The sequence below is a fragment of the Aristaeella lactis genome, from assembly GCF_018118585.1.
Lineage (GTDB): Bacteria > Bacillota > Clostridia > Christensenellales > Aristaeellaceae > Aristaeella > Aristaeella lactis.
Genome location: NZ_CP069421.1, coordinates 1,532,234 through 1,558,629 on the forward strand (window position 1 = coordinate 1,532,234; position 26,396 = coordinate 1,558,629).

24 protein-coding genes are annotated in these 26,396 nt (G+C 53.4%); all 24 read right to left on the bottom strand.

Features of this window, described 5'->3' with window-relative positions:
- Window positions 1–10: 10 nt before the first annotated feature.
- Entirely contained in the window at window positions 11–961 is a 951-nt protein-coding gene (locus JYE50_RS07155) for an ABC transporter permease (RefSeq protein ID WP_084096800.1), read from the bottom strand.
- A gap of 102 nt (window positions 962–1,063) precedes the next feature.
- On the bottom strand, window positions 1,064–2,182 hold the full coding sequence (locus JYE50_RS07160; protein WP_084096799.1) for a sugar ABC transporter substrate-binding protein: 1,119 nt from the start codon (window positions 2,180–2,182) through the stop codon (window positions 1,064–1,066).
- A gap of 204 nt (window positions 2,183–2,386) precedes the next feature.
- Window positions 2,387–3,049, bottom strand: a complete 663-nt coding sequence (locus JYE50_RS07165; protein WP_283399247.1) for an HAD family hydrolase — start codon at window positions 3,047–3,049, stop codon at window positions 2,387–2,389.
- Complete coding sequence (locus JYE50_RS07170) at window positions 3,046–4,089, bottom strand: SGNH/GDSL hydrolase family protein (protein ID WP_179138417.1); 1,044 nt, start codon at window positions 4,087–4,089, stop codon at window positions 3,046–3,048. The genes JYE50_RS07165 and JYE50_RS07170 overlap by 4 nt, the downstream gene beginning before the upstream one ends.
- A gap of 292 nt (window positions 4,090–4,381) precedes the next feature.
- Window positions 4,382–6,376 carry a CotH kinase family protein gene (locus JYE50_RS07175; protein WP_084096797.1) on the bottom strand — a complete coding sequence of 665 codons (1,995 nt, stop codon included), beginning with the start codon at window positions 6,374–6,376 and terminating at the stop codon, window positions 4,382–4,384.
- Window positions 6,377–6,479: 103 nt separating this feature from the next.
- Window positions 6,480–7,280, bottom strand: coding sequence for an FRG domain-containing protein (locus tag JYE50_RS07180; protein ID WP_084096796.1), 801 nt, complete (start codon window positions 7,278–7,280; stop codon window positions 6,480–6,482).
- Window positions 7,281–7,376: 96 nt separating this feature from the next.
- Window positions 7,377–8,456 (bottom strand): glycosyltransferase family 2 protein, encoded by a 1,080-nt coding sequence (locus tag JYE50_RS07185; protein ID WP_084096795.1) that lies wholly within the window; start codon window positions 8,454–8,456, stop codon window positions 7,377–7,379.
- Entirely contained in the window at window positions 8,453–9,538 is a 1,086-nt protein-coding gene (locus JYE50_RS07190) for a glycosyltransferase (protein WP_084096794.1), read from the bottom strand. Before JYE50_RS07190 ends, JYE50_RS07185 begins: the two co-directional genes overlap by 4 nt.
- Before the next feature lie 39 nt (window positions 9,539–9,577).
- The gene (locus tag JYE50_RS07195) at window positions 9,578–10,483 is read right to left on the bottom strand and encodes a LicD family protein (RefSeq protein WP_084096793.1); all 906 of its coding nucleotides are present in this window, start codon (window positions 10,481–10,483) and stop codon (window positions 9,578–9,580) included.
- 1 nt (window position 10,484) lies between these two features.
- Complete coding sequence (locus JYE50_RS07200; RefSeq protein ID WP_084096792.1) at window positions 10,485–11,318, bottom strand: glycosyltransferase; 834 nt, start codon at window positions 11,316–11,318, stop codon at window positions 10,485–10,487.
- A 22-nt stretch (window positions 11,319–11,340) separates the two neighbouring features.
- The gene (locus JYE50_RS07205; RefSeq protein ID WP_084096791.1) at window positions 11,341–12,357 is read right to left on the bottom strand and encodes a glycosyltransferase family 2 protein; all 1,017 of its coding nucleotides are present in this window, start codon (window positions 12,355–12,357) and stop codon (window positions 11,341–11,343) included.
- Window positions 12,358–12,415: 58 nt separating this feature from the next.
- Entirely contained in the window at window positions 12,416–13,129 is a 714-nt protein-coding gene (locus tag JYE50_RS07210; RefSeq protein WP_084096790.1) for a glycosyltransferase family 32 protein, read from the bottom strand.
- Window positions 13,126–14,418, bottom strand: coding sequence for an ABC transporter ATP-binding protein (locus tag JYE50_RS07215; RefSeq protein ID WP_084096789.1), 1,293 nt, complete (start codon window positions 14,416–14,418; stop codon window positions 13,126–13,128). The genes JYE50_RS07210 and JYE50_RS07215 overlap by 4 nt, the downstream gene beginning before the upstream one ends.
- 23 nt (window positions 14,419–14,441) lie before the next feature.
- Entirely contained in the window at window positions 14,442–15,311 is an 870-nt protein-coding gene (locus JYE50_RS07220) for an ABC transporter permease (protein ID WP_084096788.1), read from the bottom strand.
- A 33-nt stretch (window positions 15,312–15,344) separates the two neighbouring features.
- Window positions 15,345–16,388, bottom strand: coding sequence for a stealth family protein (locus JYE50_RS07225; RefSeq protein ID WP_084096787.1), 1,044 nt, complete (start codon window positions 16,386–16,388; stop codon window positions 15,345–15,347).
- Window positions 16,389–16,397: 9 nt separating this feature from the next.
- Complete coding sequence (locus JYE50_RS07230) at window positions 16,398–17,015, bottom strand: DUF1919 domain-containing protein (protein ID WP_084096786.1); 618 nt, start codon at window positions 17,013–17,015, stop codon at window positions 16,398–16,400.
- A gap of 29 nt (window positions 17,016–17,044) precedes the next feature.
- On the bottom strand, window positions 17,045–18,136 hold the full coding sequence (locus JYE50_RS07235; RefSeq protein ID WP_143763675.1) for a glycosyltransferase: 1,092 nt from the start codon (window positions 18,134–18,136) through the stop codon (window positions 17,045–17,047).
- Window positions 18,137–18,146: 10 nt separating this feature from the next.
- Window positions 18,147–19,229 carry an EpsG family protein gene (locus JYE50_RS07240; RefSeq protein WP_084096784.1) on the bottom strand — a complete coding sequence of 361 codons (1,083 nt, stop codon included), beginning with the start codon at window positions 19,227–19,229 and terminating at the stop codon, window positions 18,147–18,149.
- Between the two features lie 36 nt (window positions 19,230–19,265).
- Complete coding sequence (locus JYE50_RS07245) at window positions 19,266–20,390, bottom strand: glycosyltransferase family 4 protein (RefSeq protein WP_084096783.1); 1,125 nt, start codon at window positions 20,388–20,390, stop codon at window positions 19,266–19,268.
- Window positions 20,372–21,355 carry an aldo/keto reductase gene (locus JYE50_RS07250; RefSeq protein WP_084096782.1) on the bottom strand — a complete coding sequence of 328 codons (984 nt, stop codon included), beginning with the start codon at window positions 21,353–21,355 and terminating at the stop codon, window positions 20,372–20,374. The genes JYE50_RS07245 and JYE50_RS07250 overlap by 19 nt, the downstream gene beginning before the upstream one ends.
- 19 nt (window positions 21,356–21,374) lie before the next feature.
- On the bottom strand, window positions 21,375–22,304 hold the full coding sequence (locus JYE50_RS07255; protein ID WP_084096781.1) for a zinc dependent phospholipase C family protein: 930 nt from the start codon (window positions 22,302–22,304) through the stop codon (window positions 21,375–21,377).
- Between the two features lie 17 nt (window positions 22,305–22,321).
- Window positions 22,322–24,742, bottom strand: coding sequence for an ABC transporter substrate-binding protein (locus JYE50_RS07260; protein ID WP_084096780.1), 2,421 nt, complete (start codon window positions 24,740–24,742; stop codon window positions 22,322–22,324).
- A gap of 41 nt (window positions 24,743–24,783) precedes the next feature.
- Window positions 24,784–25,311 (bottom strand): hypothetical protein, encoded by a 528-nt coding sequence (locus JYE50_RS07265; protein WP_084096779.1) that lies wholly within the window; start codon window positions 25,309–25,311, stop codon window positions 24,784–24,786.
- A gap of 71 nt (window positions 25,312–25,382) precedes the next feature.
- Complete coding sequence (locus tag JYE50_RS07270; RefSeq protein ID WP_084096778.1) at window positions 25,383–26,396, bottom strand: LCP family protein; 1,014 nt, start codon at window positions 26,394–26,396, stop codon at window positions 25,383–25,385.

Here is a 26,396-nt window from a genome sequence, read left to right on the forward strand (position 1 = left end):
TACATCCCCCTCACTTCACCACGCTGCCCCTGCCGCCGCGGGCGGTCAGGGCAACAATCGCCAGCAGTGCGGCACCGGTAACCACATTCTGGATGGTGGTCGGAGCGCCGAGAGCCACAAAGCCGTTAAAGATAATGGAGATGATAAACTCACCGATCACGATGGCACTGATCGGAATACCATATTTCCGGAAAGCCACGCCGAAGAAGGTACCCATCAGGGGCTGGAAGTTCCGGCTCATGGTGCTCATGCCGGTCAGGGCTGTCATCGTTGTGCCGTAGGACACAGTCAGGATTGCCATGATGCCCACAAAGAAGTGGAGCAGCATGAAACCGATCAGCTTATATTTTTTCACGTCGATACCCATGTTCTTCGCCGTGAACTCATTGGAGCCGATGGCGTTGCAATAGGTACCGATCTTGGTATAGTTCAGGATAAAATACATCAGCACAAAGGCAAGCCCTGCCAGGATAATGTTCCCGGGGGCGCCGCTGAAGAAACGCAGTTCCGGAGCCAGCGTCTGTTTCACACCGCCGGCAACGATCACCGCGACACATTCAAGAATCAGCATCAGGCCTACCGTAACGATCATGGACGGCACGTTCAGCCTGTTATACAGCGTACCGATCATGAAGCCGATCAGGGTGCCGCATCCCAGGCAGCCGACAACGAATCCGATATATCCGAACTGCTGGGACAGGAGCACGCCGACGATGGAGCTCAGCACGATATTCGCGCCGACCGCAAAGTCGAACAGGCCCATGACAACGATAAAATACAAACCGCAGCCGCCCACAGAATAGATGATGGACGACTGGAGATAAGAATACAGATTCCCCAGAGAACCAAAGTTCCCCGGAGTCAGGATTTTAAATACCGCGTAAAAGAACAACAGCATCGCGAGCAGCATCATATAGCCGTATGCTTTCGTTCCTTTCAGCTTTTGGAATCCGGTGGACATAGCCTCTCTCCCCTTACAGTTCCGGCCCGTGCCTGGCACGTGCCTTAATGAAAAAACCGGGGGCGGCCGCCGCGCCTGGCAGCCGCCCGGATCAGATTACGATTACTTGGTGTGACGGGCCACAACGTCTTCAACAGACAGGGCGGCACAGGCAGCGGCCAGGTCCTCGTAGGACAGTTCAGCCAGGGCCTTGATTTCGTCAGCATTGTAGGGCAGTTCGGATCCGGTGAAGTACGCAGCGTAGTTGGCGTAGCTTTCAGGAGAGTCAACGAACATGTAGGGGAACACCATGTCATAGAAACCGTCTTCGCTGGTAGCATAGTTGCCCTTGATAGCATTGTAGACCATCAGGAAGGCGAAGAAGGGGTCAGCATAGTGTCCGCCGGATTCAGCAGCCATCGCGCCGCTTTCCAGTTTGGCATCCAGGTCAGGCAGGAAGTCGGTAGAAACCACAGCGATCTTTCCGGTCAGGCCCTTGGCTTCGATACCGGCGATAGCGCCCAGCAGGGTGTCTCCGCCGCCGCCCGCAACGATCAGGGCATCGATATCGGGATTCGCGTCGATGATAGCTTCAGCAGTAGCACGGCCGGTGTCGGTCGTGGTGCGGCCGTACTGGGGCTCGAGCAGCTCGATCTGGTCATCGGGGTTGTTGGCGTTCCATTCTTCAACGCCAGCCTTGTAGCCTTCCCAGCGGCCCAGGAAGGTCGCGTCACCGGGTTCCCAGCCTTCCAGGCCGATCTTGCGGCAGCCCTTGTTGCCCAGGATGGTAACCAGGGTCTTGCCGTTGTCGAACTCGGATTCATGCACAGCGCCGACATAGTACTTGGAAGCCTTCGCCTGAGCGTATTCATCGGGGTTGGCTTCTTCGTTGATTACGCGGAAGAACTGGGCAACATACACTTCGTTCTCATCACAGGTCTTGATAACAGAACCCATTTCAGCGGAAGCGGAGTTGCAGATGATGATACCATCGCAGTCAGCCATCGCCAGGGTTTCGGCGGAAGCCGTCACCTGCTCGGAGATGTGAGCCTGGTCAACCCACTGGGTTTCTACGCCCAGGGCGTCGGCAGCCGCGTCGATGAGGCGCTTGCATTCGCTGCCAAGGGTGTCAGTGGAACTCCAGATGGAGATACCGATCTTGATTTTGTCATCAGCATGCGCGGTCACCATGAGGCCGCAGAGCATCGTCAGAGCGAGCACGAGAGCAATGATCTTTTTCATGAAACTATGTCCTCCTTATGAAACTGATAAACAAAGACAGATCACTTCCGCCGAAGGCGCTCCGCAGGGTTATGATCCATCCGTTTGATTTAATAAAATTATATCAGACGTGTTTTTCGCGTTTCAATAAGCGACAAGTTGAATATTATTGGTTTGGTTTGTTTTCATTCGGTGGGCCGGGTAGAAAATCCGTATACCCTTTTGTCATAAGCTATGCAAAAAGTTTCCAAATTCGACAACTTTCTTGAAATACAGGCCGCAGTTTTCCCGCATGAACTGCTCGATCTCCGGGATGTCGTTGGCCCATCCGGCAGCCGCGAAGGGCACGCCGGCAGCCCTGGCCATGTCATATCCGGGTTTCAGGTCGTCCAGCACCAGCAGCTGATCCGGCGTCATGCCGAAGGTCTTCATGATCTCTTTCAGGGGGTAAACGGACGGCTTCCGCTGCTCCGGGGGACGTTCCCATCCGAAGATCAGGTCCGGTTCCGGCAGATCGTTCTCCCGGTAATCCCGCCGGATATAGTCCGCGAAGGAATGACTGACAACGCAGATCTTTCCTCCCCTTCTTTTATGCTCCGTCAGGATTTCCCGGATGCCCGGATAAGCTTTCGGGATATGGTGTTTTACATACTCCTTCCAGTATTCTTCCTCATCCATCATCTGCTCCATGGTCATCCCGCAGATGTCCGTGAACATTTCGACCACGCCGGGTTCGAAATTATAGCGGAAGTATTCCTCCAGCGTCATATGGATATGGGGGAAATACTTCTCCATATACTCAACAAAGCAGGGATAATGAACCGTCGCGGTGGAGTTCACCGTGGTATCGTCATGATCCAGCACAAGGCAGGGATACTTCAGTTTCATTGCTCCATCCATTTTCTGATCGCGTCCGTCACTTTCCCGGCCAGCAGCCGCTGTGTTGTTTCATTGGGATGGTAATCCGCGCCGTAGCCGTCCCTTGCGGCATTCTGTTCCTCCACAGCCAGCACGCGGACCTGCCGGTCGCCTGTCTCACGGCAGTAATCTTCCGCAGCCTGCCGCATCATGTCATTCAGGGCTGTACCCATCACGCCGAGCACGCACAGGATCCGGGTACAGGGATTATGCTTCCGGACCGTCTTCAGGAATTCGATGTAATTACCTGCGAAAAGCCTTCCCCGCGCAGCGTCTGTCCCGCACCAGGACAGATCATTTGTGCCCAGGTTCAGGACTATATACTCCGGCCGGAACTGGCTGAAATCCCGCTCATAGTCCTGTATCTTCCTTCCGGACGGCAGCGGGAGGTCATTCCGTCCTTCTTTTTCATAATAGATCGAAACCAGGTCCTCCTCATTCCGGATCTGCGGATCATCGGTATACCCGGAAATGATCCCGTGTCCGGAAAAGCAGGTCAGTGTTGCGTCCGCGCCCAGGGCTTCCGCCGTCAGTACAGCGTATCCCTTTTCCGCATTTTCCGTCGCCGTTGTGTAGGTTTCCGCTTCGCTTTTCCCTTCTACGCCGTATCCGCAGGTGATGGAATCCCCGATGAATTCCATTTTCAGCGGCCGTTCCGGCAGCGGCTCAATGGTTCCGTCTGTTTCGATGTCCCGCAGGGCCATCAGGCTGGAAGTGCTCTCGCTCAGCTTGATCAGCCGGATCTCGGCGTCCCGCTTTTCGTTTCCGTCAAACACCGTCACCGTGGTTTCCTTTTCCGTCAGGCGGCTGTCGACAGCCTGTTTACCGTCCAGCAGGATTTCGAACCGCGGAAGATGAGGTTCCAGCGTAGGATCGAGTACGGCATCATCCGCCGTGAGCTTCACTATGACTTTTGTCGCGCCGCTCACCCGGAATCCGATCTCCGCCGCGGAAGAGATCATCCACAGCAGCTCTCCCTCTCGCACAATATGCCCCAGCATCCTAAACATTTTTTCCATTCCCTTTATACGAATGATTTCTTTTCTTCCCGGTGCTCTGCCAGCTGCAAACACACACCCAAAATGTCATTCCGACTAAGCGTTAGCGCGTGGAGAGATCTCCCACGGATTCAGAGTGAAACAACCTTGTCCGCAGGCATATACTCCCCGTTGTCATCTCGACCAAGCGCAGCGCGTGGAGAGATCTCCCACGGATTCAGATTAACTCAACTCTGACCGAAGGGATTCCTGTCTCTCTCACCAAATAATTCTGAATTCTGAATTATGAATTATGAATTGTGCCTCACTCTTCCGGCTTCTTATTCGTCTCTTCCAGCAGCTTCAGCGTCTCACCGAAATACTCTTCCACCTCGGCGTTCGTCAGCTTCATGGCCTTCTTCAGCATCTCCGGGATCTTCTTCGGTCTGACCCTCGCGTAATACTTCGTGGCGTGGATATTCTTTTTCCAGTTCTCCATTTTCATGTTTTTCCAGCGCTCAATGTGCCGCGGAAGGATCGGTTTCAGCACGCTGATCACATCATCGAAATGCTTCTCCACGTTATCCCAGCGGAACACGGTGGACAGCAGCTCGCTCACCCGCCGCAGGAACCGTGCCTTCATCTCCGGCACCTTGAACATGGCATTCAGCGGTTCATGCCGGAAGCCCTGGATCTTCGCGTTCAGCGCCTTGATGTAATATTCGATCGGCGTGGGATCAAGGTTGCGCCAGCAGGCCTCCACGTCAAACAGCAGGTACTTCCATTTGCCGCCCGGCACCCGGTAAACCCGCACATTGGTAAAGTCCACATTACCCAGGATGATCTCATAGGCAGCGTGGGTGAACATATTGTCAATGTCCAGGCGTTCCTCCACCCAGGCCATGTTTTCCGGATCGTTCAGGTCCTTCTTTTTGCAGAAGTCGCACAGCTCCAGCCAGTCCTTGTTGTCCCCGTTCTGCAGGAATTCGTCCGTTCCCGTGCGGGCCAGGATATCGATGTTGTCGATGTCCTGTTCCTCCGTCACGCCTTCATAGGCGGCCACGAAATACTTGTTGATCTTTTCCCGCAGGTTATAGTGGCCCCAGTACCGGCCGTTGATATAGACCTGGATCACCTCATGATCCTGGTACAGGATCCCCTGCCCCTCCGCCAGCGAGCTGGCCACAATATCCCGCAGGCGTGTGGCGGAATAGTCGCTGTTGGCGGAACGCAGCAGCAGACTCTTATAGCTGTCATAATCCCGGGTCGGGAACGGATTGAATTCGAACCTGTCTGATCCCCAGGCTTTCCGGGCATACAGCGCGATGCTCTTCTGGCTGTTGATCCGGGCGCTGTGTCCGGAGCAGGTCATGGTGCCCATCTGGCTGATCTGCTTCTCGCCCTTGCTGTTGAAGTATTCAATATGCACCGGATACTCGTATCCCTTGGAGTAATTCGGAATACTGCCTGTACCCTTGGTCAGCAGTCCGGTTTTCTTGCTGAACAGGTATTTGTCATCTGAGATCAGGGATACGATAGCAGTCTGCGGCGCGTCATCAATAAAGAAGGTTGCGCCGGCCGTTGAAGAGGAAACTGCATCCTCCGCGAATGCCTTCACCCGCAGCGGTGTGGTCTTTTTGATCTTCAGTCCCTCTGCCGGAAACTGCTTGCTTTTCTTTGTCGGGGTCTCACCGTCCGTGGTATAGCGCAGGTCCGCGCCGTTTTCACCCCGTACCTCCACCGTAACGCTGCCCTCATAGAAGCCGGCCGCTGTCACGATCTCCGGTTCCGCGGTGCGCCGTGTATATGCCTCCGTCTCGTTCTTCTTCCCCCTCGTGGGATTTTCGAAGAACCCGTAGGCTCCGCCGCCGGAAGGCATACCATAGCTGACGCATCCGTACTGCTCGGGCATCTTCAGCTTCTGGATCTCTTCCTCATCCCGGTCTGTCAGCCGCAGGGTTTCCCCGCTTGAGGAGATCTTGAAATCCGCGTAGAAGGTATCTCCTTTTCCGGGCGTTTTGTTTTCCTCTCCCGTGCACCAGATCGTCAGGTAATCCCCGGCCTTCAGTTTTGCCCCGTCCGGGAATGTGAATTTATAAAGGTCCTTCTTGCTGTCTGTAAATCCCCAGCCTGAAAGGTTGACCGTTTCCTTCCCGTTGTTATACAGTTCCACCCAGTCCCAGGCATGGCCGTTTTCATAATACCCGTTGGAAGACATCACCTCATTGATGACCACATCCGCCCGAGCCGCTCCGCCAAAGCACACAAACCAGATAGCAAACAGACAGATAACTCCTGCCACCCCTTTGATTCTTCTCATCTGTCTGTCCCCTTCCTATTGGTAAAAAACATCTCAATTGTTAATTATTCATTGTTAATTGTTCATTGTAAATGGATTGCGCGTTATTATATGAAATAACTCGTTATTTCACATAATAATGCCTTGCAATCCATTTACTGAGTCCTTCCAGGCCCGGATACAGCAGCCGTTCACTGATGTTCAGGCTGTCCAGCATATCCCGTACCCGCCATCTCAGCTGCTTATCGATCACGTATTTCACCGTGTTCTGGGTATGCTCATTCAGGAAGCCTTCGATGTCCGTCATGCCCATCGGGATCACCGAGAAGAACGAATACTGCATGATGATCCGGTCATTCGTGCTGGGAGGCTCAATAATGACCATGGACCGGTCACCCATATCCTCGTCATACTGGTACAGGCTGTCCGTGATCTTTGTCAGCATCTCCACGGAAAACAGTGTGGTCTGTTCCCTGCCGACAGCCAGGCGGTATTTCTCCGGCAGATGCTCGATCTGCTCGTTCATGTCGATCCGCCACACCACACAGTCATGGGCGTCCATTTCCTCCAGGCATTCTTCTGTCATGGCAAAATGCAGCGCCACCAGTGCGGAATGCGTCCAGTCCAGCAGGCGTGTTGGCAGTCCGTTATGCTGTCCTGTGATCATCTGGTACCATACGCTCTGCGTCACCGTCGGATCCTCCCGTACGGCGTATTTGGCAAAGTTGTTCAGTATGGCAGGCTCCAGCGTCTTCTGCTTGTCCTTGCAGCAGCGGCTCAGGCTGGTTGCCATCTTATACTCGGAATCCGGCATCCCCCGGTACAGGTATCCTGATCGGTTCCGTTTCAGTTCGGGCCTGTAATCCTGTTCCGAAAGCAGGGGCATCAGGTCTTCCAGTGTTGTGATCCGGACTTCCTGAATCATAACGCCACACTCCCTTCCATATTCGTTTTATTTTACCATAAAGGGTACAGAAACAAAAGCGGCGCATTCATCTCTGAATGCGCCGCCTGATCATTTTTATTTTGTTGCCGCCGGTTTGAAGAAAACAAGTCTGTTCCGTTTCTGTGCTCTCTTGTTCATAGCCCCTGCCATCTTAGTGGACAGACGGTTTGGGTACCGTCCGAGAAAAGCTGTACTGCGTAGGGATACAGGCCATGACGGATTTCCGAATAAAGCCGTATGGGTCTTCAGAAATGCCGACATTTCCTTCAGGACATGTTTGTTCTCCTGTTTCTCCTTTGAGGAGTGTCCATCCCACCATGTCCAGTTTCTGCCGATCGCATAGACACATTTGTACAGCTGTTTTTCACGGATCTCTGTCCACTGTTCCGCCGGCAGCATTTCCTTCATCCGGTTTTCGATAAAATCATATTTATCCTTGTTTACCCGCCATTGGTTCAGCAGCCTGATATCATGGCTGTGTACGATACTGCCTGTGATCTGCTGATAGTGATACAAGGGCTTAGCCAGGTTCACAAAGGTTTTCTGTCCTGCGTAAATCCGGTAAGTGATACAGGCATCCATATAAGCCCTGGCGTCAGGAAAGTCAAAGTTTTCAAAGCATTGGGCTTTCCAGAGCTTGTTCCAGAAATAATCATGTCCGCTGTCCGTTCTGAACAGCCGGTAGAGCGCTTCTGCCCGACCGAATGTTCCCTCCTCAGGAAGCCATTGCCAGGATTGATCCGGAAAATCCATGGAGTATCCGCATTCAACAACATCTGCGTCGGCAGACCTCGCGCTCTTCAGCATTTCCTCATACATACCCGGCTCAATCCAGTCATCGCTGTCCACGAAACCGATGTATTTGCTTCCCGCCTCCCGGGCTTTCTCCACGGCCAGCCCCCGGGCAAGGTAATGTCCCTGGTTTTCCGTATGGAATACCCGGATCCTGTCATCCTTCGCCGCGTACTGATCGCAGATTATCCCGCTTGCATCTGTTGATCCATCATCAATCAGGATAATCTCCAGGTTCCGCATCGTCTGCCCGCGGACAGATTCTATACATTCCGGCAGATACTGTGCGGTATTGTAAACCGGAATGATAACGCTTATGTCCGGATGATTCATCATGTTATGGTTATGCTCCTGATCGTTCATTCTGCGTCCCTGCCGGCATACAGATTCATCAGCACCCGGGCCGTATGGACCACATTATACCGGCCAAGCTTATTCGGATCAACCTGCATTGTTTTACCGGAACGGATATATTCCGTTATCTCATTAGCCCACTCCCGGGCACTTTTCGCAAGCGGAATCCGTCTGCACTTTCCGCAGTCCGCTTCCTCCGGAATCGTATCTGATATAAAACAATCAAGTCCTGTAGCCTGCGCTTCGATCAAAACGCTGCCAAGTCCTTCATATCGTGAGGGAAAAAGGAAAAAATCATGCTGTTTCAACAGCTTGTCCACATTCTGCCGGTCGCCCAGCAGGTGAACTGTATCTTCAAGCTGAAGCTCCTGGATTTTCTTTATAATCGCGTCCTTTTCCGGGCCTTCCCCCGCCCAGTCCAGCGTTGTTTCCGGTATCAGGCGATTCAGCTCGCTGATTACTTCCAGCAGGAAAAAAGGGTTCTTCTGTTCATGAAGCCGGCCCACTGTAATGAATCTTGTTCCGCGTTTCCGAGCCGTTTCACCCTCCGGAGCAAACTTTTCCAGGTCGATCCCGTTGAAGATTACCTGATGGGCATGATCCTTATAAAAATATCTGCCCGCCTGTCCGGAACAGCTGACCAGTTCCGTGGAATTGCGGATAATCAGCCGCCGCATGATCTTTTTATAAATCCTTCGGCTGATTTTTCCTTCGTTCGGATGGGAGATCGTATGCGCATGACAGATCCGCACCGGGATCCCTGCTTTTTTCGCTGCCCAGGCGTTTATGCCGTTCAGGAAATACATATGGTAATGGGCAGCGTCAAACGGACCATACTGTTTCAGTGCTTTCCGAAGCGTAAATGGCCACAGCATCCACCGGCCGCGGTCCAGGTCATGCAGATGAATAACCCTGGCGCCGGATGCCCGCACTTTCTCCTCCGTCAGCTGGGGAGCGCCTGGATCCACTGCCAGCAGGTAGGTCACATCAAACCGGGAATAGTCCCAGTGCTCTGCCAGGGATGCCATCAGCATATCGATCCCGTTTCGGGACAGCCCGTGTAAAATGATCGCTACAGATGTCTTCCGCAAAGGCTACCATTCCTTCCCGTATCAGTCACGCTCTCAGTATCATGGTTGTCTCTCTTCAAAGTTGATTGACCGGATATAATGATATTCCCGCTCTTCTTCCGGCGGGATCACAGTATAGTCCCCGTACAGTCCGCGCAGGTACCGGTCGTATCCTGCAGGAACAGGAAACTCGTGTCCTTCAAAAAGCATCGGTTCCGTCCGGGTCATGTCTTCCCGCTGCCAGATCTCACCGAAGTAATGATCCCTTCCTGTCGGAATGCCCACCCGTCTTGTTTTCTCCGAAGCATACCGGTTCACCTTGTCCAGCCGGTTCAGCCATTTTTTCGCTGAATGGAAGGACAGGCACCAGCCTATAAACCTCCGGAGACGCTGTTCCGCGGAAACAGGTTTTCTTCCCCTGCCCCCGTGTGCTTTCCGGTCCTCCCGGGCATATTCATAATCGATCACCAAACCCGCGGCCGCGGTGTAAAGCAGGGATCGGAATCCGTGAAGATAATACAGCAGAGGGTTGTCCGGAATGTTTTCCAGGACGAACACATCGATCTGTACCCCGTGAACGCATCCCGTATAGTCTTCTATCCGGGCACCGGGATCCTCAATGCGCCCCACCCTGGCCTTGTTGCCGGAAAGATAGTTCGGTGCGTGAAGCATGTACCTGTCACCGAAGCGGTCCCGAAAAATCTTCTTCAGTTTCTCAAATCCCTGCCGGGTGATATACAGGTCCATATCGTCGTCCCAGGGAATGAAGCCCTGATGGCGGACTGCTCCCAATGCGGATCCGTAGGCCAGGCCGGCGGTGATCCCGTTTTCCCGGCAGCATTCGCAGATTTCCTTCATCATCTGCAGGCAGCGGCTGTGAATGGCTTCCAGTTCCTCCCCCGTCAGCCGCCTGACCTCCGGGTTGTCCCGCAGTCTCCGGTTCACCCTTTCTTTATAACGATTCATTTTACGCTGTTTCCCGCCTCCGGTGATTGGTGTTGATCCGTTTGACCCACATGGGGGCCAGGCCTTTCAGCAGCAGCACACAGGCAGGTCTGATCAGCCATCTTTTCGGAAATCCCAGGCGCTTATACCCGGCTGCCCGGGTCCGGATAGACCGGATTCTCCTGCCCAGTGTCCGGCGTTCCAGCGCATCCCGGTTCATCCGGACGTCATACAGAACCTCATCCAGTGTTGCCGCCCTGAATCCCTTCTCAAAAAAGCGAAACCACAGGTCCACATCCTCCACGCCTTCCACGGTTTTGCTTTCCGCGTATCCGCCCAGTGCTTCATAAACGGTCTTATAGGTCAGGATGGTGGCGTGGTGGATCGGTGTTCCGCCGCGGAGCATCTCCGGTTCCGGCTGCAGCGGTGCCCGCAGGATGCCCGCTGTTCCTTTTTCATCAAAGCGCATCATCTGCGTTCCCACCAGGTCCGTCTCCGGATGTTCCTGCAGGTAACGCACCTGCTTTTCCAGCCGTTCCGGCCGGGAAACATCATCCCCGTCCATCCGGGCGATCAGTTCACCCTCCGCGCGGCAGAGACATTCATTCAGCGCGTGGGACAGCTTTCGGTTCTCCCTGTCATGGAAGGCCCGGATCCGGTCCGGATATTCCGCCGCGTACTCCTGCGCAATCTTGTATGTCCCGTCTGTGGAACCGTCATCCCACAGAATCAGTTCCCAGTTGGTATAGGTCTGCCGGCAAATGGAATCCACAGCTTCCCGCAGGGTTTTCTCGCAGTTATGAATCCCCATAATAACGGATATCCTGGGGATCTCGCCTGCATGGATCGGTTTCATCTGAAATGTTTCTGTCCTTTTCTCAATACAATCTTTTCTTCCGGCCTGCCGTCAGGACACTTATCCCGCGGGCCAGCAAAAGCGAAACTTTGTTGGGATACCGGACCAGGAAGGCGCAGATTTTCAGCGGTGTCTCCCAGTCCGGCTCTCCGAACGTCGGTACATTTGCCCGGACAAAACACGACATCTCCCGCAGATCTTCACGATACTTTTCCCGCTCCTCTTTCGGGTATTCCAGCCAGTACAGCCAGTTTTTTCCCGCAATAAACACGCAGTTTCTTATCTGGTTCTCCCGCACCGTTTTCCACTGTTCCTCTGTCATCAGTTTCTTCGGTTCTTCCTGCAGACCTTTATACCGTTCCAGAGCGACCCGCCATCGGTTCACCAGGTTAGTGTTATGCGCGTGTACAATGCTTCCCTGCACCTGCCTGTAATGATACAGAGGTTCACGAACCGTACACACGGACTTGATCCGGGTGTAGATCTTCCAGGTAAAAGTCATGTCATCCGCGTAAGCCCCATCCCTCTGGAACCGGAATCCTTCCAGCAGTTCAGCCCGCCACAGTTTGTTCCATACATAGTCGTGAGAGGCGCCCTTCAACAAGTCATACAGAGCGTCACCGGCATTTGCGCAGCAATCTCCCGGAAGCCATGTTTCCGTCAAGCCCGGATATTCGCGGTAGTATCCGCATTCCGTCACGTCCGCTTCCGCCGTTTCCGCCGCCTCCAGGAGAATCCTGTACATATCCGGCTCCGCCCAGTCATCGCTGTCAATGAATCCGATATACTTTGCGCCTTGCTCCGCCGCGATCCCGATGCCGTATTCCCTTGCCTTGCACAGTCCCCTGTTTTCCGTATGAAAAACCAGAAATCGGGAATCGCTGCCGGCATACTCCTCGCAGATCTGTCCGCTCCCGTCTGTGGATCCGTCGTCCACCAGGATAAACTGCAGGTCACAGCCCGTCTGGTTCCGAAGGCTGTCCAGGCATTCCCGCAGGAACCGTTCTCCGTTATATACCGCAAGAATAATGCTGATCATGTATTCCTGTCCTTTTTCCCTTTATGCCTTTTCTGTACCGATACCCGTATCACGGCTGTTACCGTTTCTTCCTGTATTTTGCCAGCACATCAACGCCGAAAAGCCGGTGAATCGGTTTGGTCAGTTTGCTGCGCAGGATAGTCCTTTTGTTCATCCAGCTTTTTCCGTACCAGTGAATGCTGACCGTGTTTTCTGTTTTATGCAGTCTGCCTGTGGGGTCATCGTAGGGATTCATGTAATCCGCCGGCAGGATTTCCGCTCCGCAAACCTGCTGCTTTGTTCCATCCTGTCTGAGGCCCAGGGGCAGCAGCTCCCGGGTGTTCAGCCTCGGGCAGGGAACCAGGCTGAAATTACCGTCTCCATCGGGTTCCATCTCAAGGTAGGGCTGCAGAAGCACATCCAGTACCGGATGTGCGGGTTCACTGCCAAGTCCGATTCCGGTATTGATGTATGTATTGTTTTCAAAGCTCATGAACGCGCCGTACTTCAGCAGTCCATCAAGGGTCCTGAGCAGTTCCACGTCCGTATCCAGGTAGATTCCGCCCTGCTCCTTCAGGATGATCAGCCGCGCAAAATCAGAAATGAATGCCCATTTTCCCCGGTCATAGCACCACTGCAGGTACGGATACCGTCCGAGGTCGAAGTTGACCTCGTTCCATTCGATAATCTCATAATCCGGACACAACCGTTTCCAGCTTTCGATACACCTGCGGTACAGGCCGGATTTCGGTTTTCCCCCGAACCAGCAGTAATGGATTTTTTTCGGAATCATAAGCTGTGCCTCTCCGTTACAGGTTCCGTCCCGCTGATCTCAACCGGCCTGAGCATAAAATGGCCCCAGGCGGCGCTTTTCCATTTTTCCGTATTCAGTCCGAACGCTTCTGTGTTGTAGATCGTAACAGGAAACACATTGGGAACACTGTCGCACTTTTCACACAGTCCGTCATCGTTTTTCCGGTAAACACTCATCTCGTAGAAATACATCCCATCCGCCATTCCCGCACAGGGAATCCGGATTTCCGTTTCATTCAGGCCCTTGTATACGGTAAAGTTCTGTGATTCGGTTTTCCCAAGCCGGCTTCCGTCCGCGTAGAAGAGGATAAACATAAACCTCACGTCTTCATACGTATCATCCGACTCAACTGTCACCTTCAGGTGAAGCCGGTCTGTGCTGGAATAAACGCCTTCCGCATTCAGTACGCTCGCGTGAATCAACCGGATCCGCTGTGTGCATCCCTTCTGGCTGGGCAGCCCGGCCAAGTCCACTTCCTTTTCAAACTGAGCCGTATTGATGTTCATATACCGGCTGATAGCATCCTGAACTTCTCCCTGATACGTCAGCTTTCCATGATCCAGCACCACGCACCGGTCGCAAAGCCTTCGGATCGTATCCATCTGATGGCTCACATACAGGATGGTCCGGCCTTCCGTCTGGGACACCGTCTGCATCTTGTCCAGGCACTTTTTCTGGAACGCCATATCCCCCACAGCCAGCACTTCATCCATAATCATGATTTCCGCGTCCAGGTGAGCCGCCACCGAGAACGCCAGCTTCACATACATACCGCTGGAATACCGTTTCACAGGCGTGTCAATAAACTGTTCGCATTCAGAAAAGTCGATAATGCTGTCCAGCTTCCGGTCAATTTCCCGCTTCTTCATGCCCAGGATGGCACCGTTCATATAGATGTTTTCCCGTCCTGTCAGTTCCGTGTGGAATCCGGTGCCCACCTCCAGCATGCTGGCCACACGGCCGTTCAGCCCGATGGTACCGGAGGTCGGTGCCGTAATCCGGGAGATCAGTTTCAGCAGTGTTGATTTTCCTGCGCCATTCCGGCCAATGATGCCAACCCGTTCTCCCTGCTTCACGTCAAAGGATATATCATCCAGAGCCATGAACGGCTCATTGGAGATCCGGTCGGCGCCAATTCTCTTTGTGGGATCCTCCCGTCTGTGCAGGCGTGCATTTGCCCGCTGCAGGACATCCCGAAGCGAGGTCTCTCCAAACTGTCCAAGCCGGTACTGTTTTGACACATGGTCAATCCTGATCATTGTTGACATGAAATGACTGTTTTCCCTTTCCCTCAAATAGTATCCATAAAGGTTCGTTCGATCCGGTGAAACAGGACAAGTCCAATAAAGAAGATCAGCAGGGTCATTCCCCAGCTGAGCAGATAATACCCCGGCTGAAAATATCCGAATCCGAGTACGGCATAGCGGAAAGTCGTAATGATCGGAGTCACCGGGTTCAGCATATAGAGCCCCTGGTATTGTTTCGGCACCAGCTCCAGGCCGTAGGCGATTGGCGAAGCGTACTGCCAGAGCTGGATCCCGAATCCTACCAGGTGCATCAGGTCGCGGTACTTCGTTGTGACAGAGGAGATAATGATCCCGGTTCCGATCGAGAGCAGCATCATCTGCAGGATCAGCAGCGGCAGCATCAGCAGCATCGGTGTAATCCTGATACTGGTACCGCCCTGGATGAGAAAGTACAGCCAGATGCCGAAAAACATGATCAGCTGGACCGCAAAGGCGATCAGGTTGGAACAGGCGGTGGCAATCGGCGCTGCCAGCCGGGGATAGTATACCTTCCCCATGGTTTTCCGGTTCCGGATAAAGGTACCGGACGTTTCATTCAGTGTATTAGCAAAATAGGTCCAGCAGATATTGCCGGACATATAGAACAGGAACCCGGGAATTGCGAAGTTTCCGGGAATATCGGCAGTGGTCAGGCCGGCCAGGTTTCCGAAAATGATGGTAAAAACGATCGTCGTCAGCAGCGGCTGGATGATCGCCCACAGCGGTCCCAGGATCGTCTGCTTGTAAAGGGAGGTAAAATCCCGTTTCACAAACAGGAAGATCAGGTCCCGGTACCGGATCAGCTCCTTCAGGTTGAAATCAAGCAGCTTCCGTTCAGAGGTGATCGTCATTTGAAATGAAGAATTGTCTTTCATAGCATCCTTTGTTTTCCCAGTTTTTCTTATGAATTACCGCGGATCTGCCTCTTCCTTTTCAAAAGAGGAGCGCTCAGGCAGCAGTGTCTCGAACGATTTCTGTATCAGGGTGATGCAGCGCTCAAAATCAGTGATTTTACGGCTGTCGTTGATGCAAATCATCTTGTATTTCTGCCTGGAGATGGTTTCACAGAGTTCCTTAAGTGCCAGGTCCTCCATAAAGTATTCTTTCCCATACTTATAGATGTTCGCGGGTTCGATCTCCCCCTTGCAGATCGCCCAGTAGCGAAAAATATACTGTGTCAGATCCAACGGATCCCTGAACCGTCGGGAAGAAGTTTCCATCAGCAGTTCCGGTATTTTCTCCCATACTTCCTCATAAGTGGATTTGCGCATCGGACTGGGCAGATGCGGGATCATGATCCCGGAAAAGTACCGGAAAGGCCGGGTCCGCAGCGTATTGATCACCTGTGCTCCGTATTTCAGCGTATACCACTGGTGCCAATGTCTGCGCTGCACTTCCTTCTTGGAGAAGAAACTGTTGATCACGCCCATCATGGTGAACAGCATATGCCGGAAGGAATCCCCATCCATATCATTAGCCAGCTGATATGAAACCGCCATTTCCCTTGGCCGCCCGTTCAGGAAGAAGTCTGTCGGATCCGTTTCCCTGATCAGGAACATATCATCATTGAAATACACAAAATGCTCACTGAGATCCGGGATCCTGTGGAGATTGATCTCTTTCGGGTTAGGGCTGAAAACCGGCGCGCAGCCTTCGGGCAGGATTTCCCGGTCATTGACAATCACCAGTTTCGGGTTCGTTGTGTCAAGCCAGTCCGGAACCGCGCCCCAGGTAACAAAAAAGATCTTCCGCACCCATGGGGCGTATTTTTCCACGCCGCGAAACCAGTACTGCAGGTTGTCCCAGTCCCGGTATCGTATAGCCAGATCGGCTTCCTGCTTCTGGTCTCCGAACACTTTAGCCCTGTATTCTGCTTTTTCCTGCTGCCATTGTTTGTTCCCCGGATCAACCCAGAAGAGGACAAAATCAATGGGATAAGTTTCATGATTCATCTTTTCCTATTATCCTTGTTTTTTTCTGTCCCTGTCTCCGTTCAGGAAACCAACCCAGTCAAACTGATCGATAACCCGTTTCCCCAGGCATCCGGCAGGATCCGTGACCAGTCCCAGGGATTCTTCCGTCTCATACCCGGGAATATATATGCTGTCCGGGTGAGTGGGATCCGGCTGTTTTGTGAAAAGCACCTTCCTGTACGGAAGTTTTTCAAATCGTTCTTTCAGTTCCTCTGTCATGCCGTCCCTGTCTGTTGCCAGGATGACAAGATTGTCCATATGGAGACGTGTTTTTCTTTCCTGCCATTTCCGGTTCGCCTCCTCCACAGAAGCGTAATGAACCAGATACAGTACCAGATCTCCAAGATATGCGACAGGATAGGTCCTTTCTCCAATCATGGCCGGATCTGTGCACGGGAGCATTTCCCGCAGAGACAGATAGTATGGCAGGTTTTCACAGAACCGGATATAATCTTCCGCCCGCATATACAGATTGACCGTCGGTGAATTAAAGCGGATCCCCAGGTCATGTGCCAGCACGCCTCCGATGCAGTTCATGGACAGAATGGATACATCCGGATTATGAAACCTGGCGCGGTTCCGTTTGTTGAGCCGTGCATGGTTCATGTTCCATATCCTTTTCCTGATATATGCTGTCAGTTTCGTGTTGTGCCTCCGCCGTCAATTATTTCTCTCACCTGTTCTGCTGTATGCCGGGCAGAATAACCGGCTGCAATAATCTTATCTGTATAATCCGTCCTTTTCTGTTTTGCGCATTTCAGCAGTTTCTCAGCCCATTCCTCCGCGGATGCATACGGTTCAACAAAATGGATCAGACCCGTCAGGTCCGCCTCCTGTGAAATGGCTGATGAAACAACACATGGAAGGCCTGACGTCTGCGCTTCAACCAGGGTAAAAGGAAATCCTTCAAACAAGGACGGCATCAGCAGCACGTCCGCTGCGGACATCCATTCCGGGACATTATCCACCGTACCGGTAAAAAGAACCCGGTTCCCGATCCCGGCCCTGTCTGCCGATTCCATCATATCTTTGCGCAGGGGCCCGTCTCCGGCAAAGAAAGCCCTGGCGGAAGGTTCCATGCGGAACAATGCCTCCAGAATACGCAGTGCATACTCCGGATTCTTCTGGGCAGACAGCCGTCCGATGACTCCAACCAGCAGGTTTTCCCCAAACCCGTACTGTTCCCGGATGGCTGTTCTGCTTTCTGTCCGGTACCTGAACTTTTCGATATCTATACCGTTGCGGATCACAGTAAACGGCCGTCTGCCAAACATCCACCTTCCCGCTTCTTCAGAGCAGGCCAGCAAGTGAGTGGTATAACAGTCCAGGTTCTTTCGGTTGATCCGCTCCGACATCCGGTGGAACAGGCCCCGGTTCTTGCCGATATCCTGCTGGTTTCCGGTGTTATGCGAATGTATGATCCTGACGGGAACACCGGCGCGCTTTGCAAACCGCAGCATATCCAGGCTGATGATATCACAGGTGTTGTAGTATATGACATCAAAACGGTTTTCGCGGAAAAACCGGTCCCAGAAAAGCCGGTACCGGATATAATGGTGGCGGTTTGGCGGCCTGCGCCATATCTTGCCATCGATATTCATTTCCGGAAAGCTGCAGATGATCTCATACTGCGGCAGTTCCCTGATCAGTTGATCAATATAGGTCTCCACACCGCCTCTGTTGGCGCTGTATCCGACCATAAAAATACGTTTTTTTCTGTCCTGCATGTTTTTATACTCAGCGTTCAAAGATCCATCTGAAGTCCCGAAGGCTTCCTGATTGCAGCGAATAGACCCAATAGGCCAGGAATACCAGAAGCGTGACCAGGATCAGTACATTCCGGTGTTTGTTCCTGGGGATCATCTGGAACAGATATCCGTATCCGATACACACCATTGCGCCGGTATAGATTCCAACCCGTCCGAAATACGCGCTGCCCATGCCGGCCAGCATGGCAAAAGCATTGAAGAGCAGGCCGTTTATGTAGAACGCCTGCGTACGGGTCATCTTCTTCCTGTCACAGGATGAGAAATAAAGGAGGACCGGAACAAACCCGACCGCAATTCTCAGGGGGTTGACGTCGCGTGTCATATACGCGTCTGACCAGTCGATGATGGTGCCCTTAAACATCTCGATCAGGTTGATCACGATCTCATAGGAGAAGCGGATGATCAGGGCACCGGCCGCCAGAATGGCAAACTGTGTAAAGTCCGGCTTCCTGGCAAACAGAAAATAAGGCAGGATCATAATGATCGCTGATTTATGAAACAGGACCGCCAGCAGGACCGTCAGGAGATAAGGGACAAACCTGCGTTTCAGGATATACCGGTTTCCGGCAAACACGATTGCGGCGGCAAGATACTGGCGGATCCCGTTGAAACTGCCTGTCCAGTCGCCCAAAAAAAGAAAGATCAGCACACTGACCAGGTACATGGGACTGTACCGGTAGATCATCAGGCTGTATATTCCAATGATGATGATTGAGCAGATAAAGATCAGCGTTGCCCCGTCATCCAGGATCATCGTGGATATTTTGCTCAGCAGCCGGATACCCGGTTCCCGGAAATGGATCAGGTAATCCCAGACCGTTTGCCAGTCTGTGACCCGGGTCCGGTAATAAGCCATATAATCCGTGCCAACCCGGTACCGCAGTCCGGCCACAGCGATCAGGACTGCCGCCACAGTGAAAGCGAAGACCGGGTCGGGCCTTGTCAAATAGGCTCCTGTACGGGAGATCCTGGTTTTGGGATTCGTCTGTGCCATTATGCCAAACGTCACCGTCACAACCAGCACGATCAGGTATACGGCTGAAATAATCACCGGTTTTGCTCTGTCTCCTTTGTTGGTAATATCCGTTTAATCCAGAAGTTCCCGGATCAGCTGCAGGATCTCCTGCTTCGTCCTGTCGATGGTAAAGGCTTCAACGGTTTTCTGATTGCGTGCCCCCATCTGCTGCCTGTTCCCGGGGTTGATCTTCAGTATTTGAATACTCTCTGCGTAACGACGGACGTCATCCGGATCACAAATATATCCGGAGACGCCGTCCTCTGTTATGTCCGTCAATCCCCTTATTCCGGAGTTAACCAGCGGCAGGCCGCAGTACATGGCCTCCATGGCTGCAAACGGCAGGCCCTCCCGCCTGGAAGGCAGAGCAAACACATCGCTCTGCCGGCAGATATCCGCGATATCTTTTCTGTATCCCAGAAAATGAATATGATCCGCAATGTCCAGTTCCCGAGCAAGCACCTCAAGGTTCTGCCGCTGGTCTCCCTTTCCGCAGAGCACATAATGGATGGCGGGATCCTTCATCCGGGCAATGGCCCGGATGATCACCTGCTGGTTTTTGTTTGCGTTCAGTTCACCGACAGAAAGAACCAGAAAAGCCTCCTTCGGGAGGTCGAGCTCGTTCCGCAGGTCTGTCGGGTTTTCTCCTGGCCGCAGCCGGTCTGTATCGATCCCGACGCCATGGATATAGGCAGCCCTGGGGGTACGCATTTTCCGGGCCCTGGCATAATCCTCCCGGTTGATCGTGCAGATGCAGTCGGCTTTGGATGCCATCATCCTTTCAACCGGACAGAACAGCATCCAGTTGGGCAGCGGCGCTCCCTTATAGAAATGAAAGCCATGCACCATGTACATGACTCTGGTTCCCTGTTTCCTTGCTTTCCGTGCGGCCATGCGGGTTACGACCCCCATCACGGGTTCATTGGTCCAGATCAGGTCATAGCGGCCGCTGTCTATGAGCTTTTTGAGTTCCCTGTATCCCCTGGCGTTGGATACTGCCAGCGGACTTCGTTTCAGGTGCAGCTGATGAACCGGTACAAGCCGCTCCAGGTCCTGCCGGACCTCCGTCATCCGGTTCAGCACCTCGGAACAGGCTATTTCCACCTCATACCCGTTTTCCGCGAGATTCCTGACATGCGGCTCCAGGAACTGCTTCATCATGGAGTCCGTACAGGTGATCAGAATTCTTTTTGCCATATGCCTTTTTCCTCTGATTCATGTTCTCCCTCAAGGGAAACACGGTTCAGAAGGCTGACCTCTTCCGGTGACAGATGCCAGTCCAGGGACCGAAGATTATCCTGCATCTGCAATGCATTTTTCACACCCATGATGGGAATGGCTGTCGGCAGATAATCCATGATAAACCGGATGGCTGTTGCCGCACAGCTCACATTGTGAACCGCCGCGATCATCTTCAGCGTCTCAACGATCTTCAGGTTGCGCTTCAGTTTGTCGCCGTGGAAGTTGACGTATACTTCCCTTCTGCGGCGGTCGTTGACCGGGAAGGTGACTCCTTCTTTATACTTTCCGGTCAGCATGCCCTGTCCCAGGCTGCCCCAGGTCATGGGCGTCGTATCCATTTCCGCTTCCAGCAGCCGGAGTTCTCCTTCCTTATCCCGGCAGCAGAGGGAAAACTCATGCTGTGCTGTCACAAACTGTCCTTTGTGCGGTACGCACTGCGGCAGTTCATTCGGCTTTACATTGGACAGGCCGAAATAGCGGATCTTACCGGCAGCCTTCTGGCGTTCCAGTTCATCAATAATCTCTTCCGCAGGCGTTTTCCGGTCCCAGTAATGAACCACATACAGGTCGATATAATCTGTGTTCAGGCGTTTCAGGGAGTGATCCAGCGCTTCCCGGATCCATGCGGGGGAATTATCGATCACTGTTTTTCCGTTGCCTGCCCGGACGCCGAATTTGGTCTGGATCACAACATCCTTACGATGGTTGCCCAGTCCTTTAGCCAGCGTCTTTTCCGATTGTCCAAGGCCATAGGTATCCGCGGTATCAAAAAATGTGACACCGGCCTCCAGCCCCGTCTGGATAGCTCTGACAAAATCCTGCTGGTTGGTCTCTCCCCACTGGTATCCGCCCATGGGGCATCCGCCCATGCAGAAACGTGATACTGTCAGGTCCGAGTGGTTCAGTTGAACGTATTCCATCTGTCGTCTCCGAATGCGTTTATCTTGGATAAACCTCACATTGTGGTTTCATTTGGTTGCGCCGGTCTTTTGCGTCCAGGCCGCTTTCATAGGATCTGTTCCCGATCGATTCGGGATAAGGTCCTTTGCCTTCCAGGTACAGGTACAGTTCACGGACAGCCTGTCCGGCCTGCTGTGCGGCATTCTCCGTCAGCTCCGCGAAGGACTTTGTTGATGTCCTGCCCTCTTCATAGGGATAATGCCATTCCCGGTGATCTTCGTTTTCAATATCCACATTGACATATGCTTTCTCAGCGTAGCTGAGGGAGCCGGGGGTCCCTCCCTTAAAGACACGGGCAAGTATTCCCCCGGGATCTTCAATGATCTGTGCAAACCGTTTCTCATCCTGCAGCGCCTGGTTGATCCGCTGCCAGGCATTCTTCCAGCCAAAGGTTTCCGCGTACACCGCGTCAATGGATTCCCTCATTGTTTCCGGAAGACCGTTTCCGGACAGGATTTTCCGGGTGATCGGCCGGTCTTTCAGTTTCATCCCGTTCCGGGCCAGCGCAAGCCGGTCCATCGCGTGTTCAAGGGACCGGTGATTGCCGGAATACTCTTTCCCAGAACCTGCACGGTAAATGACATAAGGGTGACAGGTGCTGTCCAGGAAGTAGTGTGTCAGGAATCCGCACTCATAGGAAAACAACTGTTCCCGGAGGATACCCGTCTGGTTCATCGTTTCCTGTGACAGCCAGCGGAAGAATTTCCCGCAATGGCGGTTATGCATTTCGCTGCTCCATCCGTGGAATCTTTTCCATACGGGCGGGCACCAGAAGCGGATGACGCCCAGGGGATCCGGGCCGCGAAGGCCCGTCCGGTACAGAACCGGATGGATCCGTTCCCGGATCTCCTGCGGAAGTTCCTTCAGGACACGTTCTCCGAAAAAATAGTGTACTGCGATCTCAGGCATGCTGAAGAGCCTTCCTGTTACTGTTTGCTGACAGCAACCAGCGCGAACGGTTTTCCGGCAAGCTTGTCCAGCTGATCCTTCTGCAGTTCAACGCTGACGCTGCCGTTTTCAAGGACTCCCGCCTTGCTAACGATCCATTCGGTTTCTTTTTCGCCTATAATACCGAAAATGAGATAGACCGTTTCACCCGCTGTGTACTTTGTTTCAAACCCGAACTGGATCTCAGCGGATTTCACGTTCCGGTAATCATCGCTGATGGTGGCGGTAATAAATTCGTTGACCGTGCGGTATTCCGCCGGGATCTGGTCCTGAATGTCCTTCGGGAAGCCCGCGAGCGCACCGGCGGATGCATCCGGGGCTGTTTTTTCCTGATGGGCGGAACGTAAAAGGATCGCCTCGCCGATGGTATCGCTGTCCTTCATGCGGTTATAGTCTTCAAGCAGTTCCGCCATTTCCTCGCTTGTGATCTTTCCCCTGGACATCCGTGCGGCAATCATGGCGCTTGCCCAGGTGGTGTGGTCCGCGATCCAGTAGTTCTGCAGTTCAACGGTGGAGAAATCGAAATAGACGTTGATATATACCGGCAGGATCGGCAGGGTTTCGCTCAGGCGTTCCTGGAAGGCAACCCACTTCTTCATGTAGCCAAACATGTCATTCGGCTCAGTCCGGTCCATCTCCAGTGCCAGGTCACGAAGCTCCTCATGAACGGCCGGGATGCTGTCCGGTGCGTCGTTGTCCTGTTTCCGGGACGCGCCGTTGCTGAAGATCATTGCCGGATTAAAGACAAAGGAGAAGTTATTGCCCAGGTAGAGCAGGTCATAGTCTTCATCAATACTTCCGCCGAAAACCTCTTCGATCCGGGACAGTGACGTGGGAACCAGGTTGGCTTTAATGCCGGCCTTCTCCAGATTGTCCACGAAGTACTCCTTCAGCGGCTGTTCCACTTCCGCGGTTCCTGTATAGGCAATGGTCAGTTCAAGCGGTTTCAGTCCTTCTTCTGTCTGCCTGTACCTTATATTGTCGGTTCCCGGTACGAAAGCCTCTCCCTGCTCGTTCAGGTTCCATCCATCCTCGCTGAGAAGTGCGGCAGCCTGCTCAATGTCGAAGGGATACCGGGTCAGGCCGTCCAGGTTGATATCTTCCCAGCCGGCGCCTTTATGGGCGGTAGTCTGCGTTCCATTCCTGTGCTTTGTTTCTTCTTCCGGATAAGGCATCTGTCCGGAAGCCAGCTGGTACATCCACTGTCCAAGGCCGTAGAGTCCGTCCGCTTCCAGGCCGAAATAGCCGACATACCGGCGGACAAATTCGGTTTTGTTCAGGCAGCTTGCCAGGGCCCGGCGGAGCTTGCCGCTTTGGGCAGCATCACTTCCCGGCAGGAAATAGAAATAGGTCAGTCCTGTGCGGGGATACACCGCGCGGGTAAACTCTCCGGTGGTCGCGCAAAGCTCCAGGCCCTGCCGGATCGCGTCCGCAAGCGTCACCTTATTCAGCAGCGCGTAGGTCCCTTTGCTCAGTTCCTCAACCATGTCCTCATTGTGGGCCAGGGTATAGGTCAGGTTTTTGATCCTCGGCTTTGATCCGTCCTCATCGCCCTTGTACCAGGGATTGACTTCAAACCGCGCGGTTTTTCCGTCAAAGGACAGGATCGTGTAAGGTCCGGATCCGGGAGCCGGATGAACCAGGTATCCTGTTTCCGGGGTCAGGATTGTCTCCCGGAGCAGTTCCTCCGTGAAGGGATTCTCTTCCGGGTTTTCTCCGGCAATATAGGCCCCTTCCTCGCTGTCATACACTTTGCATCCAGGAGCAATCGCGCTGATCGGGTAAGGATTGAAACTGAACCGGGACAGTTCGTAGAAATATGGAAGTGCTTCCTTTTTGACAACAAAGACAATCTGGTTGTCATTAATCACGCGCAGGCCTTTCAGCGTGTTTGTCCGGCCCGCGGCATAGTCTTCATAGCCCTCAAGATAGCTCAGGTCCGAATGGATACCGCCCAGCTTTTCGATCAGCGGGCTCGCCTGAAGCAATACGGAGAAAGCGTAGTCCCACGCACTGATCCGGGTGCCGTCGGAATAATACAGGTCCTTATACAGGGAGATCAGATATCTCCGGTTGCCTTCCCGGTCATCACCGATGGTGGCGCCGCTGACAACCGTGTGGTCGAAACGGAAAACGCTCTTATCTCCGTCCCAACGGATCAGGTTGTACCCGGCAGTCAGCTGCCGGACGTCAATATCACTGGTATTGCTTCCCCACAGTGCGGTAAAGAACTGTCCGTTCATCTGTGTGGGATTGCCGATGGTCAGGTCATTGTAGTCATAGGATACCCGGTAATCCTGTCCCTCTGTGTTCTCCGGGGAATCCGTTCCTTCAGCCAGGGCGGAAAACAGGTTCAGGACCAGGATACAGGCCAGAAGGATGCCGAGCCATTTTTTCATTGGGGTGGTGCCTCCTTGTTGATTCTTGCTGCCTTTTCAGCTTATTCGAAGCAGATACCTACGTTGCTGACGGAGAAGCCAAGTCCGGTGGGAGCTTCATAATCCTCAATGGTGAACAGCTCCTCCATCTCAGCGTACGGGAACGCGGAAACATCCGCCTCAGGCGAAACATACACAACGGTATATTCCATATCCCGCATCGGCATAACGTCCGCAACAGTTTCAACAGAAGGCGTAAATCCCTTGATTTCCGGGGATGCCACGCTGTATTCCGTTCCTGCCTGGAGCATAGCGTCATATGTCTGCGATGCTGTGCTGCCGTCCGCGTAAACGTAATAGATCGTGAGGCGGTATATGGTCCTCAGGATCTCCTGGAGTTCCTGCACTTCCGGTGTGTCCGGAATGATCTCAACAACAGGAGGGACCACTTCTTCCGTCTCATCCTCAGCCACTACATTTGTCACAACGGTTTTGGGAATATCTGTGTTGGACCGGGAATTGGTGGCAGCCGCGATAACCGGCACCACAGCGAGCAGCAGGGCGATGAGGGTGATCAGTGTTCTTTTCATGGTGGTCTTTCCTTTCTTGTCGTTGCTTATTGGCCCGCAGGATCTCCTGCGTTTGATTCTCTTTGGGTGTTTTACCGGACGCTGTACAGATGGTTCATGATCCATTCTGTCACGCTGTCTCCCTCCGGATAAAACTCAATGAAACCGCTTTCATCCTGGGTGTAGCTGCCCGGAAGCCGGTCAACCGGCAGAACCTCGTATGTTCTTGCCTTGCTGATCTCCTCCATCAGCCGCTGGTCTGTCATATCCGTGACCGCGGCGGAATGAAACGCGGAAACCAGTTCCGAAGCAAAATCCTGATCCTCCGAAAGCTTCTGGTGAATCCTGTCGATCACACTTCGCATATAAACCGCCTGGCGTTCCATACGTTCCGCGTTGGTTCCGCTTCCGACGGTTTTCCGGGTCCGGACAAAGGTCTCAGCTTCCTTCCCCGTCAGGGTGATCGTATGTCCCTTATACCATTCAGGATTCACTGCGGTCATATCATCCGGGATTTTTACGGAAATGCCGTCCAGTACATCCGTCAGTGCGGGAACCGCACTGTAATCGACCATGTAGTAACCGTCGATCTCCAGGCCGTCCAGCAGCGTTCTGACTGCCCGGACAGTATACCTGGCATTGTCCTCCGGGTTTGCGCCGAAGCTGTGGGCCAGGCAGATCTGCAGTTCCCGGGTTCCGGTCTCATTGCCGTATACACCCAGCACCGTGACCTGCGCCATGGTGTCCCGATCGATCTGGAGCTGGTGGATTTTCTTTTCCCCGTGATCGATCGCCAGCAGCATCAGGAAGTCCGCCTGTCCGCCGTTCCGGTAATTGACCCGGGGCGAAGCCGCCTCCGTTCCGTCCTTGTCGATGCCGCCCAGGAGTATCAGCGTCAGCGCCGGCTTTTTCCGGTATCTCTCCCCGTTCCATTCAACAATGCCTTCATCCATGAAAGCCTGGTTGCCTGTCTCACGGTTTTCCCGAAGCTGGTACCTGTCTGACCAGGACCGGTCTGTCAGCCCGATCAGGGCCGCCAGTGCCGCTCCTGCGATCAGCAGGATGATCACTGCCCTCAGCAGTACTGTCTTCCGATGGTTATCCAC

Coding starts and splice junctions, on each gene's coding strand:
- JYE50_RS07255 (WP_084096781.1), bottom strand. CDS start 22,304: ATGCCTGAGATCGCAGTACACTATTTTTTCGGAGAACGTGTCCTGAAG.
- JYE50_RS07160 (WP_084096799.1), bottom strand. CDS start 2,182: ATGAAAAAGATCATTGCTCTCGTGCTCGCTCTGACGATGCTCTGCGGC.
- JYE50_RS07265 (WP_084096779.1), bottom strand. CDS start 25,311: ATGAAAAGAACACTGATCACCCTCATCGCCCTGCTGCTCGCTGTGGTG.
- JYE50_RS07220 (WP_084096788.1), bottom strand. CDS start 15,311: ATGAAAGACAATTCTTCATTTCAAATGACGATCACCTCTGAACGGAAG.
- JYE50_RS07245 (WP_084096783.1), bottom strand. CDS start 20,390: ATGGCAAAAAGAATTCTGATCACCTGTACGGACTCCATGATGAAGCAG.
- JYE50_RS07165 (WP_283399247.1), bottom strand. CDS start 3,049: ATGAAACTGAAGTATCCCTGCCTTGTGCTGGATCATGACGATACCACG.
- JYE50_RS07175 (WP_084096797.1), bottom strand. CDS start 6,376: ATGAGAAGAATCAAAGGGGTGGCAGGAGTTATCTGTCTGTTTGCTATC.
- JYE50_RS07200 (WP_084096792.1), bottom strand. CDS start 11,318: ATGAAACCGATCCATGCAGGCGAGATCCCCAGGATATCCGTTATTATG.
- JYE50_RS07180 (WP_084096796.1), bottom strand. CDS start 7,280: ATGATTCAGGAAGTCCGGATCACAACACTGGAAGACCTGATGCCCCTG.
- JYE50_RS07210 (WP_084096790.1), bottom strand. CDS start 13,129: ATGATTCCGAAAAAAATCCATTACTGCTGGTTCGGGGGAAAACCGAAA.
- JYE50_RS07230 (WP_084096786.1), bottom strand. CDS start 17,015: ATGAACCATGCACGGCTCAACAAACGGAACCGCGCCAGGTTTCATAAT.
- JYE50_RS07235 (WP_143763675.1), bottom strand. CDS start 18,136: ATGCAGGACAGAAAAAAACGTATTTTTATGGTCGGATACAGCGCCAAC.
- JYE50_RS07205 (WP_084096791.1), bottom strand. CDS start 12,357: ATGATCAGCATTATTCTTGCGGTATATAACGGAGAACGGTTCCTGCGG.
- JYE50_RS07195 (WP_084096793.1), bottom strand. CDS start 10,483: ATGAATCGTTATAAAGAAAGGGTGAACCGGAGACTGCGGGACAACCCG.
- JYE50_RS07155 (WP_084096800.1), bottom strand. CDS start 961: ATGTCCACCGGATTCCAAAAGCTGAAAGGAACGAAAGCATACGGCTAT.
- JYE50_RS07260 (WP_084096780.1), bottom strand. CDS start 24,742: ATGAAAAAATGGCTCGGCATCCTTCTGGCCTGTATCCTGGTCCTGAAC.
- JYE50_RS07250 (WP_084096782.1), bottom strand. CDS start 21,355: ATGGAATACGTTCAACTGAACCACTCGGACCTGACAGTATCACGTTTC.
- JYE50_RS07225 (WP_084096787.1), bottom strand. CDS start 16,388: ATGAATCATGAAACTTATCCCATTGATTTTGTCCTCTTCTGGGTTGAT.
- JYE50_RS07215 (WP_084096789.1), bottom strand. CDS start 14,418: ATGTCAACAATGATCAGGATTGACCATGTGTCAAAACAGTACCGGCTT.
- JYE50_RS07170 (WP_179138417.1), bottom strand. CDS start 4,089: ATGTTTAGGATGCTGGGGCATATTGTGCGAGAGGGAGAGCTGCTGTGG.
- JYE50_RS07185 (WP_084096795.1), bottom strand. CDS start 8,456: ATGAACGATCAGGAGCATAACCATAACATGATGAATCATCCGGACATA.